Consider the following 20318-nt stretch of genomic DNA (forward strand, 5'->3'; position numbering starts at 1 on the left):
GGCTCACAATGGCATTTGCCTCGTGAATTGTAAAGAACAAATAGTGAACATATGCGCTGTCACTCGCCGTTTCCACAAACCTTCTGGCCGAAATCATCCTGCCAGTCCTGAATGCTAACCGTCCTGGCTTCGGCCTTCAGATCCTTGCCGCTCTTCGTCGCCTTGCCGGTGAGCACATTGTAGTCGCAGCTGTAACTGGAGTCGGGCTCGAGCGTATCTCGGTAGGTATAAGTGTAACCGGCGACGATGAAACTGTTGTTGCGATAGGCGAGCGTCAGCGTCTGCTGCCAGCGGTCGCGCCCGACGCTGTCGTTCTGCGAGGTGACGGCGATGGATCCATTCGGGAGGGCCGCAATTGACGGCTCCTGGCCGACCATGCCGTCAGGCCCGACCGTGCCCCAGACTTTGTGCGGAGCACTTGCGGCCAGCGTCAGAAGCAAGTGCTCGCCGCCGCGCAGGTAGATGTAGATGCCGATCGGATTGTCGGCATCGTCGCCCGGAGCGGATGCGACCAGCAAAGCGAGATCGGGCTTACCGTCCTTGTTCCAATCGCCGATCGCCGCATCGATGATACGGTCGGGTGCAATGGCGTCTTCGGCCTGGGCCGTGGTTGCGAGCAAGGCTAGAGTGAAGGCAGCATAAGCCAGTGATTTCATGGTGATCTCCCCTTCATTCCTGCATAGCCTCGGCTTGTCCGCGCGTCCATTGGCAAGGCAAAAAGTCAGGCAATGAAATTTATTGATGTATCTATTGACTCTCGAACAAAAATAGAACAAAAAAGAAACATAACGAGTAAGGAGCGCGTAAATGACCGATATCATTCGAGACGTTGCAGCATTCACCTCCATCGTGATGTTTGTCGCCAGCTTTTCCCTCATCATGATGGCGATGTGAGTTTTATCTCTGTATGCACATGTTGCTCCCCGGTTTGATGGGAGCAACTTCTGGACTTTGTCGTCCGCAATGCCGAAGATATCACCGATTCATTTGGGCATGCGGAAGGGTACAAGATGGCGGATATTGGCGACAGTGGCGCATCGGCGGCGTCGGTCGGTGAGGCACCGGAATTCGTACACCTGCGGGTCCATTCCGCCTATTCCCTGCTTGAGGGCGCTTTGCCGCTCAAGAAGATACTGGCCAAGGCCGCCGGCGACAGTCAGCCCGCGATCGCCATCACCGATACCAACAATCTCTTTGTCGCTCTCGAGTTCGCTCAGAAGGCGATGGACGAAGGGTTGCAGCCGATCATCGGCTGCCAGGTCTCGATCGACATGGAAGATGGCGGCGAGGGCGAAAAGCGCGGGCCGCAGCAATCGCTTGCCAAGCTTCCGTCCATCGTCCTTCTCGCCGCGACGGGAGAAGGCTATGAGCGCCTCGTCGATCTCATCAGCCGCGCCTACCTCGGCGGAGAAGGCAATCAGGCCGTTCACATTACCACTTCGTGGTTGGAGGAAATCGGCACCGAGGGCATGATCGCGCTTACCGGTTCGCTGGGCGGCCCGGTCGATATGGCTCTGAAAGAGGGCCATGCGCCACAGGCGTTATCGAGGCTTCTGACACTGAAGCGGTTGTTCGGCGACAGGCTCTATGTCGAGCTCCAGCGTCACGGCACCTATGATCGCCGTCATGAACGCAAGATGCTGACGCTTGCCTATGAGCACGAGCTCCCGCTGGTTGCCACCAACGAAGCATTCTTCCCGACGCGCGACGACTACGATGCCCATGATGCGCTGATGGCGGTCGCCCACAATGCCATCGTCTCGGACGATACGCGCTTCCGTCTGACGCCGGACCATTATCTGAAAAGCCGGGCCGACATGGCCAAGCTCTTCGCTAACTTGCCCGAGGCGCTGGAGAATACCGTCGAGATCGCCCGGCGCTGCTCCTTCGTGCTGCAAACGCGCAAGCCGATCTTGCCGCGCTTCACGGGTGCCGCCGCCGACGAGGACGAAGCCGACCGTGCCGAATCCGCAGAGTTGCGCGCCCAGGCGGTCGAAGGCCTCGACCAGCGTCTGGCCTCGCTCGGCATGGCGCCGGGTTATGAGGAGAAGGATTATCGCGAGCGGCTGGAATTCGAGCTCAGCGTTATCGAGGGCATGAAGTTCCCCGGTTACTTCCTGATCGTTGCCGACTTCATCAAATGGGCCAAGCGGCATGATATTCCGGTTGGGCCGGGCCGCGGTTCCGGTGCGGGCTCGCTGGTCGCCTATGCGCTGACGATCACCGACGTCGATCCGCTGCGCTTCTCGTTGCTGTTCGAGCGCTTCCTCAACCCGTCGCGCGTATCCATGCCCGACTTCGACATCGACTTCTGCCAGGATCGGCGCGAAGAGGTGATCCGTTACGTGCAGGCCAAGTACGGCCGCGAGCAGGTGGCGCAGATCATCACCTTCGGTTCGCTGCAGGCGCGTGCTGCGCTTCGCGACGTCGGCCGTGTGCTGGAAATGCCTTACGGCCAGGTCGACAAGATCTGCAAGCTGGTTCCGAATAACCCCGCCAATCCGACGCCATTGAGCAAGGCGATTGAGGAAGAGCCGCGTCTGCAGGAAGAGGCGGACAAGGAGCCGGTCGTCGCCCGGCTGCTCGATATCGCCCAGAAGATCGAGGGCCTCTACCGCCATGCCTCGACGCACGCCGCCGGTATCGTCATCGGCGACCGGCCGCTCTCGAAGCTCGTGCCGATGTATCGCGATCCGCGCTCCGACATGCCGGTCACCCAGTTCAACATGAAATGGGTGGAACAGGCCGGCCTGGTGAAGTTCGACTTTCTCGGCCTGAAGACGCTGACGGTGCTGAAGACGGCGGTCGATTTCGTCGCCAAACGCGGTATTTCGATCGATCTCGCCAGCATCCCGCTCGATGACAAGAAGACCTACGACATGCTCTCGCGCGGCGAGACGGTTGGCGTGTTCCAGGTGGAAAGTGCCGGCATGCGCAAGGCCCTCATCGGCATGCGTCCGGACTGCATCGAAGACATCATCGCACTGGTGGCGCTCTATCGCCCCGGTCCAATGGAGAACATTCCGGTCTACAACGCCCGCAAGCACGGCGAGGAAGAGATCGAATCGATCCATCCGAAGATCGACTATCTCTTGAAGGAGACGCAGGGCGTCATCGTCTACCAGGAGCAGGTGATGCAGGTCGCCCAGGTGCTGTCGGGCTATTCGCTCGGCGAAGCCGACCTTCTGCGCCGCGCCATGGGTAAGAAAATCAAGGCGGAGATGGACCAGCAGCGCGAGCGTTTCGTCGATGGCGCCGTCAAGAACGAAGTGTCCAAGGGCCAGGCCGACGTCATTTTCGATCTGCTCGCCAAGTTCGCCAACTACGGCTTCAACAAGTCGCACGCCGCCGCGTACGCCATCGTCTCCTACCAGACGGCCTTTATGAAGGCGCATTATCCGGTGGAGTTTCTGGCGGCGTCGATGACGCTCGATATGGCCAATACCGAAAAGGTCAATGACTTCCGCCAGGATGCCAAGCGCCTGGGCATCGAGGTCATCGCGCCCTCGGTCCAGACCTCGTTCCGCCATTTCGAGACCGGCGAAAACCGCATCTATTATGCGCTGGCGGCCATCAAGGGTGTCGGCGAATCGGCGGTGGAACACATTGTCGAGGTGCGCGGCGACCAGCCCTTTGCCGGCATCGAGGATTTCTGCCTGCGCATCGATCCGAAGCAGATCAACCGTCGTGTTCTCGAAAGCCTGATTTCCGCCGGCGCCTTCGATTGTTTCGACATCGACCGCGCACAGTTGATCGGCGGGTTGGACCGGATCATGGGCTATGCCCAGGTGGCGCAGGAAAACAAGCGCAGCGGTCAGCACGACATGTTCGGAAGTGCTGCGTCCGGGCCGGAGAAAATCACCTTTCCATCCTATACGCCATGGCTAGCTTCGGAGCGCTTGCTGCGCGAGTTCCAGGTGCTCGGCTTCTATCTGACGGCCCATCCGCTTGATACCTACAAGAGCGTGCTCGACAAGATGCGCGTGCAGAACTTTGCCGATTTTTCCGCTGCGGTGAAGCAGGGGGCCGGCAACGGTCGTCTCGCCGGCACGGTGATCTCGAAGCAGGAGCGCAAGACGCGCACCGGCAACAAGATGGGCATTTTCGTCTTCTCCGATGCCTCCGGCCAGTTCGAAACGGTGCTTTTTTCGGAAACACTCAACCAGTACCGCGATGTCCTCGAAGTCGGAAAATCCTTCGTCATCACCGCGCAGGCGGATGAGCGACCCGAAGGCATCAGCCTGCGTCTGCAGACGGCGCAGTCGTTGGAAGAGAAGTCGCTGCAGATGCAGAAGGCGCTGCGTGTCTATGTTCGCGATTCCGGGCCGCTGAAAGCGGTAGCGGCGCATCTAAATACAAAGGGAGATGGCCTCGTCTCCTTCATCGTGATCAAGGATGAGGGTTCGCGCGAGGTCGAGGTAGCGCTGCCGGAGAAATACCGCATCACGCCCGAGATTGCCGCCGCATTGCGCACGGCGCCCGGCGTTATCGATGTCGAGCTGGTCTAAAGCGCGTCGTGATCTTTCAGGATCGCTCGCCGCGCCTTAGTACCTGATGCTCAGCCTTTTTTGCCGAGCGCGCCATTGTTGGTGATGGTGATGAAATCGGTCTCGTTGCCGGTTTCCGGTCCTATGCCCGTGTCGGAGATCGTCAACGACGAGCCCTGCGTCAGCAGGTCCTCGATGCGATGGCGTGCCTCATCGGGAATGCTGATACGGCCGAGCGCCTGTCCGGCGGCATCGAGCGATTGCGACTGGGCCTCGCTCGTAATCCCCAACCGCTTCTTGGTCTGCTTGCTGAGGTCTTCTTCCAGCGTCATGCCGAACCAGTCAGCCTTGCCGCTGATGCGATCGATCGCATTGGCGGTGAAGAAATGCACGCCCAGCGCTTCCTCCGGCTCGGCGATATTAGCCGGCGCCTCGAAGAGCGGCTTGAAATTCTGGCGGACCATGATCGCGCCGTTCGGCGGTTCGCCCTTGCCGGCGGCGGCATAGACCGCCTTCATCAAGGCCGGGCTCACAAGCCCGCCTACCGTCTTGATATCATGCGCCTTCTTGAAATCTTCGATTGCCTGCACCGTCGCCGGACCGAGCATGCCGTCCGGCGTGCCGACCATGAAGCCCATGCCGTTCAACAGGCCCTGGAGATCGCGGACATTCTCGCGCAATCCCCGTCGGGTGATCAGAATGCTGAGTGGCGCCTGCTCCGCGGGTGGCTCAACAACCGCCTGCGCCTTCGGAATCGGGATCGAGGTGACATCGTTCGTCGCGACCTGCAGCGGTTGCGCCTGCGGCAGGAAGCTTGCCGTCATCGGGCGCAATTCCATGCCGGAAAATAGAGCGGGGGGAGGTGCCGCCTGCGGTTGGAACAGCATGGAGTTCTGAAAGGGCTGAGGCACCAGCGGCTGGTCGGCGATGACGACGTGTACGCCGCGCTCCGTCATCTGGTAAAGCGCCTTGGCAAATGCCTTGGGCATGCGCACGCAGCCATGAGACGCCGGATAATTCGGAACCGAGTTGGATTCATGCAGTGCGATGCCCGACCAGGTCAGCCGCTGCATGAAGGGCATGGGCGCGGCCGAATAGAGATTGGACTCGTGATAGACCTTCTTCTCCAGGATTGAGAAGATGCCGCTCGGCGTCGTGTGCCCACGCTTGCCGGTCGAAACCTTCGAGGTCGCCACCACCTGGTCGCCATCATAGACGGCAAGCGATTGCCTGTCCTTCGACACCACGATCTGCAGGGTGCGGGCATCCGATGCGGCAAGGCTAGGATGGGAAAGGGCAGTAGCTGAAAGCAGCCCAAGCCCAAGCAGGAAAAACGGCTTCATGGACACAACCAAAACGCAATACTCGTAACGGCGAAGGTTAGACTTCGAAGTTTAAGGAAGACTTGCCGAAAGTGAATGCTTCTATCTGCGCGTCGGAAATCAATGCTTCCGGATGCGAGAGGCAGTGGCAGAAATACAAAAGCAGGGTGGTGAACCCTGCTTTTGCGGTAACCTATCGATAGAGAATGGAGGTATCAGCGTACGCTGGACGCCACCCAGTTATGCCATTCTTCCGCGCTGCCATGGAAGGCATTGAGGTCGATCCTGCCGTCGACGCCATGCGAGACGCCGGAGCCGGAATATTGCCAGAACAGCCAGTTCCGGCCCGGATAGACCTTGGAAGGATGAGCGGCGACGGAGCGCAGCCAGAAGGGATAGTTGAGCAATTCACCGCGCAGATTGTCGCGATAGAAATCCGGAGCGGTATAGACGATGGGGCGCTGGCCGTAATGTCTTTCCAGCTTGTCCATGAAGACCTGCATCTTCGCCAGAACCTGTTCGCGCGACGGCCGCCGCTTGCAGCTGGATTCGCCGTTCCATTCCACGTCGATCACCGGCGGCAGGGCGCCAGCCTCCCGTGGAACGTTGCGGATGAACCAATCGGCCTGCTCGCCGGCGGTCCGGCACCAATAGAAGAAGTGGTAGGCACCATGCTTCAGGCCGGCTTGCTGTGCGGCCCGCCAGTTCTTCTTGAACATCGGATCCAGATGGTCACCGCCATCGGTCGCCTTGATGTAAACGAAATTGGCACCCTGCGTGCGGAGCGTGTTCCAGTCGATGTCACCCTGCCAGCGGGAAACGTCGACGCCATGTACGGCCAGCTTCCTTGGCGAAGTCGTGCCGAAGTTGATCGGCTTGGCATCGCGGAACTGGTGGGAATAGATCTGCATCGGCTGCTGCCGCATGGCGCGGGGCATCGGGTTTGCCGGCGAAAGCATGGCGAGCGGCCGTTGCAGCGGCATGGGAACGTCATCGCGACCCTGGTCGGATGGCAGGAATCCCTCCGGCCGGGGATCGGCAGGCAGCGAGGTCGCCAGCGCCTGCTGCCGCTCGACGCGCGAGACGGTTTCTCCGATTTCGACCGTCGGCACCGGGGTGCCGCTCTTGGCTATGGAGCTGGTCATTTCCTTGGAAGGCGCGCTCGACTGCGCGGCTTCGCGCTCGCCTCTGGCGGCGCAGCCCGATATCGTCAGGCAGGCAAGAAGGATGGTCGATACAGCCGATAGACGCATAGGAACCCGTACGCAAAACACAATCGACAGCCCAACAGAGCTGCCCGGAAGTTACAGAGATCGAGTCCTAATAGAAATTTACCAAGAAAGATTGAATCCGAGCTATTCGCGGCGAAGAATCGCACACGCGAGGCAATTATTTGTTATGGCCCACAATATCACCGATTGGTGACTATTTGGCAAGCCATTGTTATTTATCGCGTTTTCCGCCGAAGGTGTAACCGGTCTCGACGGTCTTGTTGCCGAATTTTTCTCGAAGCTTGTCCATGGCCGCCTCGGCTGCGGCGCGGCGTGTAGCCTGCTGGTCGATCAAATCGGGAGGATCGGCGCGTCCGGCATCGCCAAGATCGGTGACGCCGATGCCGATGAGACGGAACTTCGTACCGTCCGTCTCCGGCTCGAGCAGGCGCAAGCCGGTGCGGAAGATTCGGTCGGCGAGCTGCGTCGGGTCTTCCAGGCGGCGGTTGCGCGTCCGGCTCTTGAAATCTGATGTTTTCAGCTTCAGCACGACGGTCTGGCCGGCGATGCCGCTGCGCTTCAGACGGCGCGAAACCTTCTCCGACAGATCGCGAAGGATGGGCACCAGGTCATCGTAGCGGGATATGTCTTCGAAGAAGGTGGTTTCGGCCGACACGCTTTTCGCGGCCTCGTTCGGATGCACCGTGCGGTCATCGATGCCGCGCGACAGGCGGGAAAGCCGCTGGCCGATGACGCCGTAGCGGCGCATGAGGTCGCTTTCGTCCATGCCCTGCAATTGGCCGATGGTGCGAATGCCGTCGCTTTCCAGCGTCGCCGCGAAGGCCTTGCCGACGCCCCAGATGGTTGTCACCGGGCGGGGCTCCAGAAACGAAACGGCCTCCTCACGGCCGATGACGGAGAAGCCGCGGGGCTTCTGCAGATCAGAGGCGACCTTGGCGAGGAACTTGCAGTAGGAGAGGCCGATGGAGATGGTGATGCCGATCTCCTGCTCCACGCGCCGCGCGAATTTCGCCAGGATACGGGCCGGCGGATCATGATGAAGCCGCTGCGTGCCGTCGAGTTCCAGAAAGGCCTCGTCGATCGAAAGCGGCTGCACCAAGGGCGTCAGATCCTGCATCATGGTGCGGATCTCCCGGCCGACCCGCACGTACTTCTCCATGTTCGGACGGATGACCACCGCCTGCGGACACGCTTCCAAGGCCTTGAACATCGGCATCGCGGAGCGAACGCCGTGAATGCGGGCGATATAGCAGGCGGTGGAGACGACGCCGCGCTTGCCGCCGCCAACGATTAGCGGCTTGTCGGCCAATTCCGGATTATCCCGTTTTTCGATCGAGGCATAGAAGGCGTCGCAATCGATATGCGCCAGCGTCAGCCCATAGAGCTCGCGATGATAGACGAGGCGAGGGCTGCCGCAGGCCCGGCAACGCGTACGCACGGCAGATTGCTCGCTCAAGCAATCGCGACAGAAACCGGAAATCTTGTCGGGCGCAGTGGTCATCGAATGAGAACAAAAATTGAACATTGCCACTTTATGTTTTAAGTTTGCGAGTCTCAAGCGGGAAAACAGGGAGGTGATGGAGTGGAAAATTTACGCGTGCAGCCTCTGACGTGGGATCGCTGGGACGATTTCGAGGTGTTGTTCGGACCAAGCGGCGCCTGCTACGGTTGCTGGTGCACGCATTTCCGCATTCCGACATCGCAGCGCAAGACGATGGACGGAGACGCCAAGAAGCGCTTCATTCAGGACCGCGTCGCGGCGGGACCGCCACCCGGCCTCCTCGGCTATGCCGGTGAGCGCCCGGTTGCCTGGGTGCAGGTCGGGCCCCGCTTGGAGCTACCGCAATGGAATTCACCGAAGACGGTCTCGCACCCGCTCGATCCGGCCGATGCCGAGGATAGCTCGGTCTGGGCGGTGAGCTGTTTCTTCATGAATTCGCGTGATCGCGGCAAGGGATACAGCCATCGCATGCTGTCGGAGGCCATAAATTTCGCCAAGGCTTCAGGTGCGCGTCTGCTTGAGGGCTGTCCGATCGAACGCACGAAGCAGTCAAAATCCGTGGGTCTCTATGTCGGCTCGCAGCGCATATTCGAGGCGGCGGGATTTTCTGAGATCGCCAAACGCAAGGACGGGCGCCCTCTGATGCGCCTCGTCCTTTGATATCGGGTCGATGGTTTCAGCCGCCGATGTGAGCCCTGAGCAATGGCGCCGCCTGGCTCCATTCACTCGCTTCGGGAATGCCTGCCGGCGCTGCCGGCGCCATGCGGTGGACGACAGAATCAGGCTTCAGATTGATCAGGAGGCAGTCCGGAACATGTTCGCCAACCGAATGCAGATTATGCGCCATGTCGTCGACGAAAACGACCGGCAATGCGCGCCTTGCATGCAGCGACCGGACGATCGGCCCTTTCGGCTGCAGCGATGCAAGCAATGGATAGGCAAGGCCGAGCCGATCGAGAAGGCGGCGCCGCTGAGCCCAGTATTGCGGCGGCATGGCCGTCAGGAAAACGATATCGGCATCCTTGGAAAAGTCGCCAAGCGTATCGACGACAAGATCAAGGGGCGTCTGCCATTGCTCCTGCGCCTCGAAGAAGGCCTCTATCAGCCGGTGGACGTCCTTTTCCTCCAGCGCCGTTCCGTTGGCCCTGGAGATGATGTTGCCGGTCAGCCGGAAGGATCGCGGCAGGAACTCATGGCCTTCACCGTCGAGGAAGGTCAGGAAAGGTGCAAAGAAATGCAAAACGACATCGTCGACATCACAAACGATCAGCGGCCGATCCTGGAGGCGGATATGCGATGTATCGAATTCGAGCGGTGCATCCATGATCAATATTCTCCGGAGGCCAGGCCGGGCGGCGAGAAATGCGCCGATGCAGCGGCGACCGCCTCCGGCGGAATGCCGTTGGCTTCGCAAAAGGCCAGCAATGTCGGTTCGTGGTTCATCAGGAAGTCCAGCATGCCCGCGAGAAAGGCGGGCTCGTTGATGGCGTTGCGCACCTGCGCCGGTTCAACTCCGGTCAGGGCCAGAAAGCGGCTGAACATATCCGGTTCGTTCGCCAGCCAGCCGAGTACGGCAATGGCTGTCTCTTGCGGCGCGGCCGCATTCTTCTTCGGGTTCTTGAAGTTACTTTGCATTTTGAAGGGTGAGTTACCTATTTTTCAACCAAATCCCGGTAGTATGCGATTCAAGTATTTGTGGAATCGGTTCCTCGCGACCCTATATTTCGAGAGAATGGATGCAATACCGGATGCAGGGACATCTCTCCATGCCTAAACAGGTAATGATTGTAGAAGACAATGAGCTGAATATGAAGCTCTTTCGCGATCTGATCGAGGCGTCCGGTTATACGACGATCCAGACCCGAAACGGTATGGAAGCGCTTGATCTTGCTCGTAAACACCGCCCAGATCTCATTCTGATGGACATCCAGCTTCCGGAAGTTTCCGGGCTGGAGGTGACAAAATGGCTGAAGGAGGATGATGATCTGCATGTCATCCCCGTCATCGCAGTCACGGCCTTTGCCATGAAGGGCGATGAGGAGCGCATTCGCCAGGGCGGATGCGAAGCCTATGTCTCGAAGCCGATTTCCGTGCCGAAATTCATCGAGACCATTAAAACTTATCTGGGCGACGCCTGAGCGTAGGAAGAACGAATGACCGCCCGCATCCTGGTAGTCGACGATATCCCGGCAAATGTGAAGCTTCTGGAAGCGCGGTTGCTGGCTGAATATTTTGAGGTGCTGACCGCCGAAGATGGTTTGCAGGCGCTCGCCATCTGCGCGCGCGCCCAGGTCGATCTTATCCTCCTCGATATCATGATGCCCGGCATGGATGGCTTCGAGGTGTGCGAGCGCCTGAAGTCCGATCCCCGTACCGCTCATATTCCTGTGGTCATGGTCACCGCGCTCGATCAGCCGACCGATCGGGTGCGCGGCCTGAAGGCCGGCGCGGATGATTTCCTGACCAAGCCGGTCAACGATCTGCAGCTCATTTCTCGCGTCAAGAGCCTGCTGCGCCTGAAGACGTTGAGCGATGAATTGTCCATGCGCAACGAAACGGCGCGCAATTTCGGCATCGATGATCTGTTGCGTGCCGGCGATGGCCGCGCCGAAGAAACCGGGCAAGTGCTCCTGGTTGACGGCCGCGCCAACTCGCAGGAACGCATCATCCGCACGCTCAAGCCGATCGCGGAAGTCGTCGCCATGTCCGATCCGCAGGCGGCCTTGTTCGAGGCTGCAGAACGGCCGTTCGAACTGGTCATCGTCAATTCGAATTTCGACGATTACGATCCGCTGCGGCTCTGCTCGCAGCTTCGCTCGCTGGAGCGTACGCGCTTCCTGCCGGTGCTATTGGTGACGGAGCAGGGGGCAGATGACATGATCGTCCGTGCCCTCGATCTCGGCGTCAATGATTATATCGTTCGGCCTGTCGATCCAAACGAGCTGGTGGCCCGCTGCCTGACGCAGATACGCCGGAAGCGCTATAATGATCGCCTCCGCGCCAGCGTACAGCAGACCATCGAGCTTGCCGTCACCGACGCGCTCACCGGTTTGAACAACAGGCGATACCTGGACAATCACCTGAAGATTCTTTTCGATCGGTCGTTGGCCCGGGCCCGTCCGCTCTCCGTTCTGATCGCCGATATCGATCGCTTCAAACTGGTCAACGATACCTACGGTCATGATGCCGGCGACGAAGTGCTCAAGGAGTTCGCTTCCCGTATCCGCTCGACGGTGCGCGGTGCCGATCTGGCCTGCCGTTATGGCGGCGAGGAATTCGTTGTCGTCATGCCGGATACGACCGCCGACATTGCCGCCGCCGTCGCAGAGCGTCTGCGCGCTGCGGTAGAAAATATGCCAGTCAAGCTGCGGGATGCCGGTGCCACGCTTAACATCACGGCCTCCTTCGGCATCTCGTGCCGTTTGGAGACAATCGAGACACCGGAACAGTTGATGAAGCAGGCCGATCTTGCTCTTTATGAAGCGAAAAGGGCCGGGCGCAACAGGGTTGTCGCTTCGGCCGCCTGACTGAAAATCGGCCATAATAGGGTTGGTTTTCCCATGAATATTGGGGGACTTGCCGGGCTGTTGAGTGAAGATTAATTATTTTTAATCTTCTGATGAGATCCACTGGAGCACAGATCTTGCTGGACGTTGAGCGTCGTATTTTTACTTCGGAATTGAAAGAGAACCTGCATTTTCTGCGCGTTTTGTGACGAAGTCAGTTCGGTTGTTATATAGTTATGATTTCCTGCCTATTTTCGTCGGAAGACGCAGAAAGGAGACTAGACATCATTTGAAAAGCATTATCGTGCTTGGATATTCTTAGTCGGCTGTATTTAGAGTTTGTCATAAATACGGGAGTTGTTGATTTTTTCTTGGAGAATATTCAATTTTGATTTGTTAATTCTACGGGAGATTTCTGTCAGTGGTGACGTGAATTTTAACCATCCCAGCAGACGGGTATTTTTCATCATTAAGAATTTGTTGATTTTCTTTTGATTTCGCGCGAATTTAGTCCCGTACAGAGACAGCCCATAAGGGTTTCCAGATACCCCATGATGCTCAGGTCCGCCGCATCTCCTGGGTCGTGGGGTCGGTCGGCTGGCAGGCAAATTACAACGGTTCCTCGTGCCGTTTTGCAGGCTAGCCGGCCCCCGAATTCAGAACGCCGCTCTTCGATTTTCGAAGGCGGCGTTTTTCTTTTTGGAGGCGCTGGCAGTCCTTTTTCAGGTCATCTCGAGCGGTAAAACCCGATCGGATTTTACGGGTGCGAAGCGCTGAAAACGAAAAAAGGCGCAAGCCCGGAGGCTGCGCCTTTTGTAACCTGAAGTTTAGGAAACTTACTTGATCTTCGTTTCCTTGAACTCGACATGCTTCTTAGCAACCGGGTCGTACTTCGTCTTCGTCATCTTGTCCGTCATCGTACGGCTGTTCTTCGTCGTGACGTAGAAGAAACCAGTGTCGGCCGTCGACAGCAGCTTGATCTTGATTGTGGTAGCCTTGGCCATAGTCGTCCTGCCTTTAATAAAAATGAACGCCGTGGACGGCCAGTGCGGTGGTCCACGGCGAATTCTGGCGCGAAAATACAAATCGCGCCCGAAAAGTCAACCTCTGTTGCCCATGAAAAGCAGTCGTATCCCCGAAAGCAGAACATAAAGGCCGAAGAAAAAGGCTACAGCCCAGGCAAAGCCGCTGGGATTGACCAAATCCATCGCGGTACCGATCGTCGGCGGCCCGAGAACCATGCCGATCGCATAGCAGAAAACGAAGGCCGCATTGGCGGCCACAAGGTCTGCGCCGGTCAGCCGCGTACCCAGGTGGCTGAGGCCGACCGTGTACATGCCGGAAACGCAGCCGCCCCAGAAGAGCAGGATGACGGCGAGGATAATCCAGTTCGACGACAGGGATGGCAGCAACAGCGCGCCAACCAGGCCGATGGTGGCCATGATCGACAGCAATGGCCGCTTGTCGCGCATGCGGTCGGCCAGCAGCCCGAGCGGAATCTGAAACACGAAATTGCCGATGCCCATGACGGTCAACAGCAATGCCGCCTGCGATTCGTTGAAGCCCAGGCGGGTGGCATAGCTGGTAAACAGCGACCCGCCGCCAACGGTCACGGCGCCGAACACGAACACGGCCGCAGTGGCCGTCGGCACCAGGAAGATATAGCGGACGAAATGCAGCTCGGGCTTCTCGTCGACCACGGGACTTTCGTTACGGGCGATGAAGATCGGGATCGCCGCCGCCAGAATGATGCAGGCGCCAATCAGAAACGGCATGAGGCCCTCGCTGCCGACAAGCGAGAAGAGCAGGGGGCCGGCCGCAAAGCCAAGCGAGAAGACCGTGGAATAGAGGCCGAGTACGAAACCACGCTTGGACGGTGGCGAAGCCGCATTGATCCAGAATTCCGACAGAATGAAGAGGGTGGTCGTCGAGCCGTGGAACAGGATGCGCAGGGGGAACCACAGAAGCAGGTTTTCTGCATAATAGAAGCCCAGCGAGCTCAGCGCGGACAGTATCACGGCCCAGATCATCGTCTGCACGACGCCGAAGCGATGCGCGAGCTTGGTGGTGATGATAGCCGCGAGCATGGCCGCTATGCCCATCATCGCCGTGTTGAGGCCGATCAGGCTTGAGGAGACGCCGCGCTTCTCCAGAATGATGCTGAGAAGCGGCAGGCCCAGGCCAATGGCAATGCCCACGGCGGATACGGACGCGATGGCGGCGACGAGCGAAGGCCAGTGAATTTCTTCGACATGGCCGGCCTTGCCGTTCGTCGGTTCAAGCATAAACTGATCCCTGGAGCATGAGGCAGGCGAATCGATCACGATACGCAACATAGAAAGGCACGGCTCGGCCAAATTCAGGTGACGGGTCGGCTTTCATGAGATCGGTCATATCCCCCAGAATGATCCTTTCGATGCCCGGCATGTTCAGACAAGAAAAGCCGCTCGTGTCAAGCCGTTGCCGCCGAAGCAGCGTGTGCGAATCACGAATATCCGGGAAATCGATCATGGTTCCCGCTGGGGGAGAGCGATAATGCGAAACAACCGCGGTCTCCCGAGCAGACCGATGTGACAGGCTTGCGGGCATGGTCACGACCGCCCGTTTCCCTGATCCCATTCGTCCGGGCTGTCGTCGTGGCCGCCGAAACCATGCATGCGCAGCGCCCATTGCAGGCCGATCACGCCACCCTTGATGGGCTGTATGATCGCGAGGGCCGCTATGACCGTGATCGGCGCCCAGATGGCGAGATGGACCCACATGGGCAGATTGAAGGCCATGTCCGTCATCATGTAGCCGCCGACGATGATGTGGCCGAGAACGAAGATCACCAGGTAAGGCGGCAGATCATCGGCTCGTTGATGAAAGATCTCCTCGCCGCAAACAGCACAATTGTCGACTGGCTTCAGGAAGGCGCGAAAGAGTTTGCCCGTCCCGCAGCGCGGGCAGCGGTTAAGCATGCCGCGGGAAATCGACCGGGCGACCGGGCGCTCGCTTTCGTCGGTGCCGCCGTAGCGGATGGGGGAATCGGATGGGCTGCCCGTCATGAATGCTCTTCCTTACTGCCGGCAGCCATCGTTTACCGGCGGCCGCGCGGTGGTCTCGTGCCCGGCGTCTTGCGTGCCTGGCTTTGATTGCGACGGGTCGCCTTGTGGAAAGAGCGTACCGCCGTCGGCAACGACCGTCCGTCACTCAGCATCTCGAAGCGCAGGGCGCCTGCAAGCGGTACGGCTTCCACCAGCCGCACGGTCACCTCGTCGCCAAGGCGATAGCCGAGCCCGGTCTTTTCGCCCGTCAGCGCCTGATGCGCCTCATCATAGATGAAGTAGTCGCTGCCGAGCGTAGATATAGGGATGAAACCGTCGGCTCCGTAGTCGGGCAGGGTGACAAAAAGTCCCGACTTGGTGACACCGCCGACGCGCGCCTCGAATTCCGCGCCGACCTTGCCCGCCAGATGATGGGCTATGAGTCGATCGACCGTCTCGCGTTCGGCGGCCATGGCGCGGCGCTCGAAGGTTGAGATCTCGGCGGCGATGTCATCGAGCACAGCTTCCTCATCCGGCGTGATGCCGCCTTCACCGAAGCCGAGCGAGCCGACGAGCGCACGATGCACGATCAGATCCGCGTAGCGGCGGATCGGTGAGGTGAAATGGGCGTACTTCATCAGGTTCAGGCCGAAGTGCCCGATATTGTCGGGGCTGTAGATTGCCTGACTCTGTGAGCGCAGCACCATCTCGTTGACCATGGTTTGATGCGGCGTACCCTCGGCCTTCGCCAGAATGCCGTTGAAGCTGTTGGCCCGGACATTGCCACCCTTGGCGAGCGTTATGTCGAGGGTCTTGAGGAATTCGCGCAACACTTCCTGCTTGGCGAGCGTCGGACCGTCATGGATGCGGTAGATGAGTACCTGCTTCTTCTTTTCCAGCGTCTCGGCGGCGGCGACGTTCGCCTGGATCATCATTTCTTCGATCAGCTTGTGTGCATCGAGGCGCGGCGGCACGAAGACGCGGTCGACTGTGCCATCCTCCTTCAAAAGGATCTTGCGCTCGGGCATGTCGAGTTCCAGCGGCTGACGCCGCTCGCGGCCCTTCTTCATGATCTCATAGGCATGCCACAGCGGCTTCAGGATCGGCTCCAGCATCGGCCCGGTCTTATCGTCGGGTTGGCCGTCGATGGCCGCCTGCGCCTGCTGGTAGGAAAGCTTGGCGGCACTCTTCATCATGATGCGATGGAAGGTGTGGCCCGCCTTGCGGCCTTCCTTGGAGAAGATCATCCGGACGGCGAGGGCGGGACGGTCGACGCCTTCCTTCAGCGAGCAAAGATCGTTGGAGATGCGCTCAGGCAGCATCGGGACGACCCGGTCGGGGAAATAGACGGAGTTGCCGCGCTTCAGCGCCTCTCGGTCGAGCGGCGAATGGGGGCGCACGTACCAAGAGACGTCGGCAATGGCGACAGTGACAACAATGCCGTCTGGATTGTCGGGCGACGGGTCCATCTCGGCATAGACGGCATCGTCATGGTCCTTGGCGTCCGCCGGATCGATGGTGATCAGCGGCAGGCTGCGCCAGTCCTCGCGATGCGCCATCGTCGCGGGCTTGGCCGCATCGGCTTCGGCGATCACGGCGGCCGGGAAGACATGCGGAATGCCATGGGCATGAATGGCGATCATCGAGATCGCCTTTTCGGAAGCGACGGAGCCAACGACCGAGAGAACCTTGGCGCGCGGCAGGCCGAAACGGCCAAGACGGGCGACTTCGACCTCGACGAGATCGCCATCCTTGGCGTCGCCGGTATAGTCCGGATCGATCACCATTTCTTCGCCGCGCCGCTCGATCGGCATCAGCCGACCGCCGCCGCCCGGCGTCTCGCGGAAGACGCCCATGCTGGCGCCCTTGCGCTTGTCGATAACCTTGATGATGCGTGCCGTATAGGCCGGACCGCCACGATCCACCGCGGCAAATATCTTCGCGAGGACGCGGTCGCCCATGCCGGCGACCGGCGCCTTGCCCTTGCCATTGCGGCCGGCGGGTGAGGAGGACTGCTTGATCATCACGGCCGGTGCCACGCCGTTCTCATCAGCCCAATCGGCCGGGCGGCCGATCAGTCCGCCATCCTTGTCGCGGGTCGTGATATCGAGAACGGTGATCGGCGGCAGTGCACCCGGGCGGATAAGCGACTTGCGGCTCTTCTGCACCATCCCGTCTTCTTCGAGCTCGCGCAGCAGGCTCTTCAGCGCAATGCGGCTCTCGCCCTTCAGGCCGAAGGCCTTTGCAAGTTCACGCTTGGAAGCCTGCTCGGGATGTTCCGAGATGAAGCGAAGAATGACTTCGCGCGGCGGCAGGGTGCCGTGCACGATCGCCATCATCGGCTCGGTGTCGCCGCTGGCCTTACCGGCGCGGCCGGGCTTGCCGGAACGACGTTCCGACGATGGATTCCTGCCGCGCGGTTCTCTGCTCACTCTGCACTCTTCTTTTTCGCTGCCGTCTTGGCCGCGGGCTTCTTTGCAGCAGCCTTCGGCTTGGCGGTCGTCTTTGTCGCTTTGGCACCGGCGGCCGCGGTCTTTGCCTTGGCAGGAGCCTTTTTCGTTGTAGTGCCGCTCTTGCCGGCTTTCGCAACGATCAGAGCCAGGGCTTCCTCAACTGTGATCGCCTGCGGGTCGGTGCCCTTCGGCAGGGTGGCGTTGACTTTGCCCCAATTGACATAGGGACCGTATTTCCCGTCACGAACGGTGATCGAGCCGCCGCCGTCCGGATGCGCGCCAAGATCCTTCAGCGCTGCCGGCGTGCCGCCGCGTGCTCCGCCTGCCTTGCTCTGCTTTTCGGCAAGCACGGTCACGGCGCGGTTCAGGCCGACGGTGAATACGTCCTCGACAGTTTCGAGATTGGCGTAGCTGCCGTCATGCAGCAGGAAGGGACCGTAGCGTCCGATGCCGGACGAGATCATCTTGCCGCTTTCAGGATGCTTGCCGATATCGCGGGGCAGCGAGATCAACGCCATCGCCTTCTCGTAGTCGATATCCTCAGGCTTCCAGCCCTTCGGCAGCGACGAGCGCTTGGCCTCTTTGCCATCGCCACGCTGGATATAAGGTCCGAATCGGCCCGAACGCAGTGTCAGCTCTTCACCGGTAACCGGATCCTGGCCGAGTGCCTTCGGTTCATTCAGCCCTGTGGATTCTGCTTCCGCACCGCCTTCCGAAGAGAGCTGGCGCGTATAGTTGCATTCCGGATAGTTCGAGCAGCCGACGAAGGCGCCGTACTTGCCGAGCTTCAGCGACAGGTTGCCCGTGCCGCAGACCTGGCAGATGCGTGGATCGCTGCCGTCTTCGCGCTTCGGGAAGACCAGCGGCGCCAGCGCCTCGTTCAACGCGTCGAGCACATTGGTGACGCGCAGTTCCTTGGTGTCCTCGATCTGGGCGAAGAAATCGCGCCAGAAATCGCGCAGAACGTCCTTCCAGTTCAGCTCGCCGGCGGAAATACGGTCGAGTTTCTCTTCGAGATCGGCGGTGAAGTCGTATTCGACGTATTTGGTGAAGAAGCTTTCCAGGAATGCGGTCACCAACCGGCCCTTGGCTTGCGGCACCAGCTTGCGCTTGTCGATCGTGACATAGTCGCGGTCGCGCAGCGTCGCCAGCGTCGCCGCATAGGTCGACGGGCGGCCAATTCCGAGCTCTTCCATCTTCTTGATCAGCGATGCTTCGGAATAGCGCGGCGGCGGTTCGGTGAAGTGCTGGGTCGAATTGATCTTCTGCTTGGCGAGGTTTTCGCGGGCGTTGATCTCGGGCAGGCGGCCATCCTCGTCGTCGGCATCGTCGCTTTGCTCACCGTCTTCCTTCTGGTCGGTATAGGCGGCGATGAAGCCGTCGAAGCGGATCACCGAGCCGACGGCGCGCAGTCCGGCCTTCTCGCCAGCCTTATCAGCCAGAATCTCGACGGTGGTGCGTTCGATCTCTGCGGAGGCCATCTGGCTGGCAATGCCGCGCTTCCAGATCAGGTCATACAATCTCAGCTGGTCGGCATCGAGGTATTTGCGGACGTGGTCGGGTGTGCGATCGAAGCCGGTCGGGCGGATCGCTTCGTGTGCTTCCTGGGCGTTCTTCGCCTTGGTCGAATAGAAGCGTGCCTTTTCCGGCAGGTAGCGGTTGCCGAATTGATCGGCGATTGCGACGCGAGCCGCATCGATCGCTTCCGGCGCCATCTGCACGCCGTCGGTACGCATATAGGTGATGAGACCGACCGTCTCGCCACCGATGTCGACGCCTTCATAAAGCTTCTGCGCTACCTGCATGGTGCGCGAAGCGGAGAAGCCGAGCTTGGAGGACGCGGCCTGCTGCAAGGTGGAGGTGGTGAAAGGCGGGCTCGGATTGCGCCTGACCGGCTTTGCCTCGACGCTTTCGACGACATAGGAGGCACCTTCCAGCAATGCCTTCAGCTTGCCGGCCTCTTCGCCGTTGCCGATTGCGCGCGGCTGCAGGCGCTTGCCGCCGGCGGAGACGAGACGAGCTTCGAATTCGTCGCCGCGCGGCGTCTTCAGGATTGCCGAAAGGTTCCAGTATTCTTCCGAAATGAAGCGCTCGATCTCGGATTCACGGTCGCAGACGAGGCGAAGCGCGACGGACTGAACACGGCCGGCCGAGCGGGCGCCAGGCAGCTTGCGCCACAGCACCGGCGACAGATTGAAGCCGACGAGATAATCGAGAGCACGGCGGGCGAGGTAAGCGTCGACCAGCGGCACGTCGATGTCGCGCGGGTCGGCCATCGCGTCGAGCACGGCTTTCTTGGTGATGGCGTTGAAGACGACGCGCTTGACGGGCTTGCCGTTGATGACACGCTTCTTGTTGAGAAGATCGAGAACATGCCAGGAAATCGCCTCACCTTCGCGATCCGGGTCGGTCGCGAGGAACAGGGCGTCGGAGGATTTCACCGCATCGGCAATGTCCTTCATGCGCTTTTGCGAAGCGCCATCGACTTCCCAGAGCATTTCGAAATCCTGGTCCGGCAGTACCGAACCGTCTTTGGCGGGCAGGTCACGCACATGGCCGAAGGAGGCAAGAACCTTATATCCGGGTCCCAGATATTTGTTGATTGTCTTAGCCTTGGCAGGCGATTCCACCACTACAACGTTCATCATTAAGTCTCTGAATACGAGGTCGTGCCGAAACAAGGCACTGGAGAAGCCGGGCTTTTCCGTCTTCCCGGCCTTCCGACATGGACAGGGAATTCGTCGCGGTCAAGAGGCGAAGTCGATTTTTGCCATCGACGCGGCGATGCGAA

The 20318-nt window shown here is 59.8% G+C and carries 16 protein-coding genes; 4 read left to right on the plus strand and 12 right to left on the minus strand.

Annotated features, from left to right (window positions below):
- Window positions 1-59: 59 nt before the first annotated feature.
- Window positions 60-656, minus strand: coding sequence for a hypothetical protein (locus ACQZ6F_RS15750; protein WP_449093421.1), 597 nt, complete (start codon window positions 654-656; stop codon window positions 60-62).
- Window positions 657-1010: 354 nt separating this feature from the next.
- Between ACQZ6F_RS15750 and dnaE the strand changes: the two genes are divergently transcribed.
- Entirely contained in the window at window positions 1011-4508 is a 3498-nt protein-coding gene (dnaE, locus tag ACQZ6F_RS15755; RefSeq protein ID WP_449093420.1) for a DNA polymerase III subunit alpha, read from the plus strand.
- Window positions 4509-4558: 50 nt separating this feature from the next.
- Here the strand turns inward: dnaE and ACQZ6F_RS15760 are convergent, their stop codons facing one another.
- The 3 genes from ACQZ6F_RS15760 to ACQZ6F_RS15770 all read right to left on the minus strand — a co-directional run bounded on the left by ACQZ6F_RS15760 (window position 4559) and on the right by ACQZ6F_RS15770 (window position 8542).
- On the minus strand, window positions 4559-5830 hold the full coding sequence (locus tag ACQZ6F_RS15760) for a L,D-transpeptidase family protein (protein ID WP_449093419.1): 1272 nt from the start codon (window positions 5828-5830) through the stop codon (window positions 4559-4561).
- Window positions 5831-6024: 194 nt separating this feature from the next.
- Window positions 6025-7062, minus strand: a complete 1038-nt coding sequence (locus tag ACQZ6F_RS15765) for a glycoside hydrolase family 25 protein (protein ID WP_068385943.1) — start codon at window positions 7060-7062, stop codon at window positions 6025-6027.
- Window positions 7063-7252: 190 nt separating this feature from the next.
- Window positions 7253-8542: a DNA polymerase IV gene (locus ACQZ6F_RS15770; protein ID WP_077472784.1), complete on the minus strand. Its 1290-nt coding sequence runs from the start codon at window positions 8540-8542 to the stop codon at window positions 7253-7255.
- A gap of 81 nt (window positions 8543-8623) precedes the next feature.
- On the opposite strand from ACQZ6F_RS15770, the gene ACQZ6F_RS15775 reads away from it, so the two are divergent.
- Window positions 8624-9202 carry a GNAT family N-acetyltransferase gene (locus tag ACQZ6F_RS15775; protein ID WP_449093418.1) on the plus strand — a complete coding sequence of 193 codons (579 nt, stop codon included), beginning with the start codon at window positions 8624-8626 and terminating at the stop codon, window positions 9200-9202.
- 16 nt (window positions 9203-9218) lie between these two features.
- On the opposite strand, the gene ACQZ6F_RS15780 is transcribed toward ACQZ6F_RS15775, so the two are convergent.
- The gene (locus tag ACQZ6F_RS15780; RefSeq protein ID WP_449093417.1) at window positions 9219-9866 is read right to left on the minus strand and encodes a hypothetical protein; all 648 of its coding nucleotides are present in this window, start codon (window positions 9864-9866) and stop codon (window positions 9219-9221) included.
- Between the two features lie 2 nt (window positions 9867-9868).
- Window positions 9869-10177 carry a DUF3572 domain-containing protein gene (locus ACQZ6F_RS15785; RefSeq protein ID WP_449093416.1) on the minus strand — a complete coding sequence of 103 codons (309 nt, stop codon included), beginning with the start codon at window positions 10175-10177 and terminating at the stop codon, window positions 9869-9871.
- 131 nt (window positions 10178-10308) lie between these two features.
- On the opposite strand from ACQZ6F_RS15785, the gene ACQZ6F_RS15790 reads away from it, so the two are divergent.
- Entirely contained in the window at window positions 10309-10680 is a 372-nt protein-coding gene (locus ACQZ6F_RS15790) for a response regulator (protein WP_028754034.1), read from the plus strand.
- A 15-nt stretch (window positions 10681-10695) separates the two neighbouring features.
- A complete protein-coding gene (locus ACQZ6F_RS15795) occupies window positions 10696-12069 on the plus strand; it encodes a PleD family two-component system response regulator (RefSeq protein ID WP_077472780.1) in 1374 nt (457 codons plus the stop codon).
- A gap of 815 nt (window positions 12070-12884) precedes the next feature.
- Here the strand turns inward: ACQZ6F_RS15795 and rpmG are convergent.
- The 6 genes from rpmG to topA all read right to left on the minus strand — a co-directional run bounded on the left by rpmG (window position 12885) and on the right by topA (window position 20172).
- Entirely contained in the window at window positions 12885-13052 is a 168-nt protein-coding gene (gene rpmG, locus ACQZ6F_RS15800; protein WP_003547442.1) for a 50S ribosomal protein L33, read from the minus strand.
- A 96-nt stretch (window positions 13053-13148) separates the two neighbouring features.
- A complete protein-coding gene (locus tag ACQZ6F_RS15805) occupies window positions 13149-14333 on the minus strand; it encodes an MFS transporter (protein WP_077472779.1) in 1185 nt (394 codons plus the stop codon).
- Window positions 14326-14559: a hypothetical protein gene (locus ACQZ6F_RS15810; RefSeq protein ID WP_077472778.1), complete on the minus strand. Its 234-nt coding sequence runs from the start codon at window positions 14557-14559 to the stop codon at window positions 14326-14328. The genes ACQZ6F_RS15805 and ACQZ6F_RS15810 overlap by 8 nt, the downstream gene beginning before the upstream one ends.
- A gap of 80 nt (window positions 14560-14639) precedes the next feature.
- Complete coding sequence (locus tag ACQZ6F_RS15815) at window positions 14640-15095, minus strand: DUF983 domain-containing protein (protein WP_174071160.1); 456 nt, start codon at window positions 15093-15095, stop codon at window positions 14640-14642.
- 32 nt (window positions 15096-15127) lie between these two features.
- Window positions 15128-17506 carry a ribonuclease R gene (rnr, locus tag ACQZ6F_RS15820; protein ID WP_449093415.1) on the minus strand — a complete coding sequence of 793 codons (2379 nt, stop codon included), beginning with the start codon at window positions 17504-17506 and terminating at the stop codon, window positions 15128-15130.
- Window positions 17503-20172, minus strand: a complete 2670-nt coding sequence (gene topA, locus ACQZ6F_RS15825) for a type I DNA topoisomerase (protein WP_449093702.1) — start codon at window positions 20170-20172, stop codon at window positions 17503-17505. Before topA ends, rnr begins: the two co-directional genes overlap by 4 nt.
- Between the last annotated feature and the right edge of the window lie 146 nt (window positions 20173-20318).

The organism is Rhizobium sp. A22-96 (assembly GCF_053521805.1).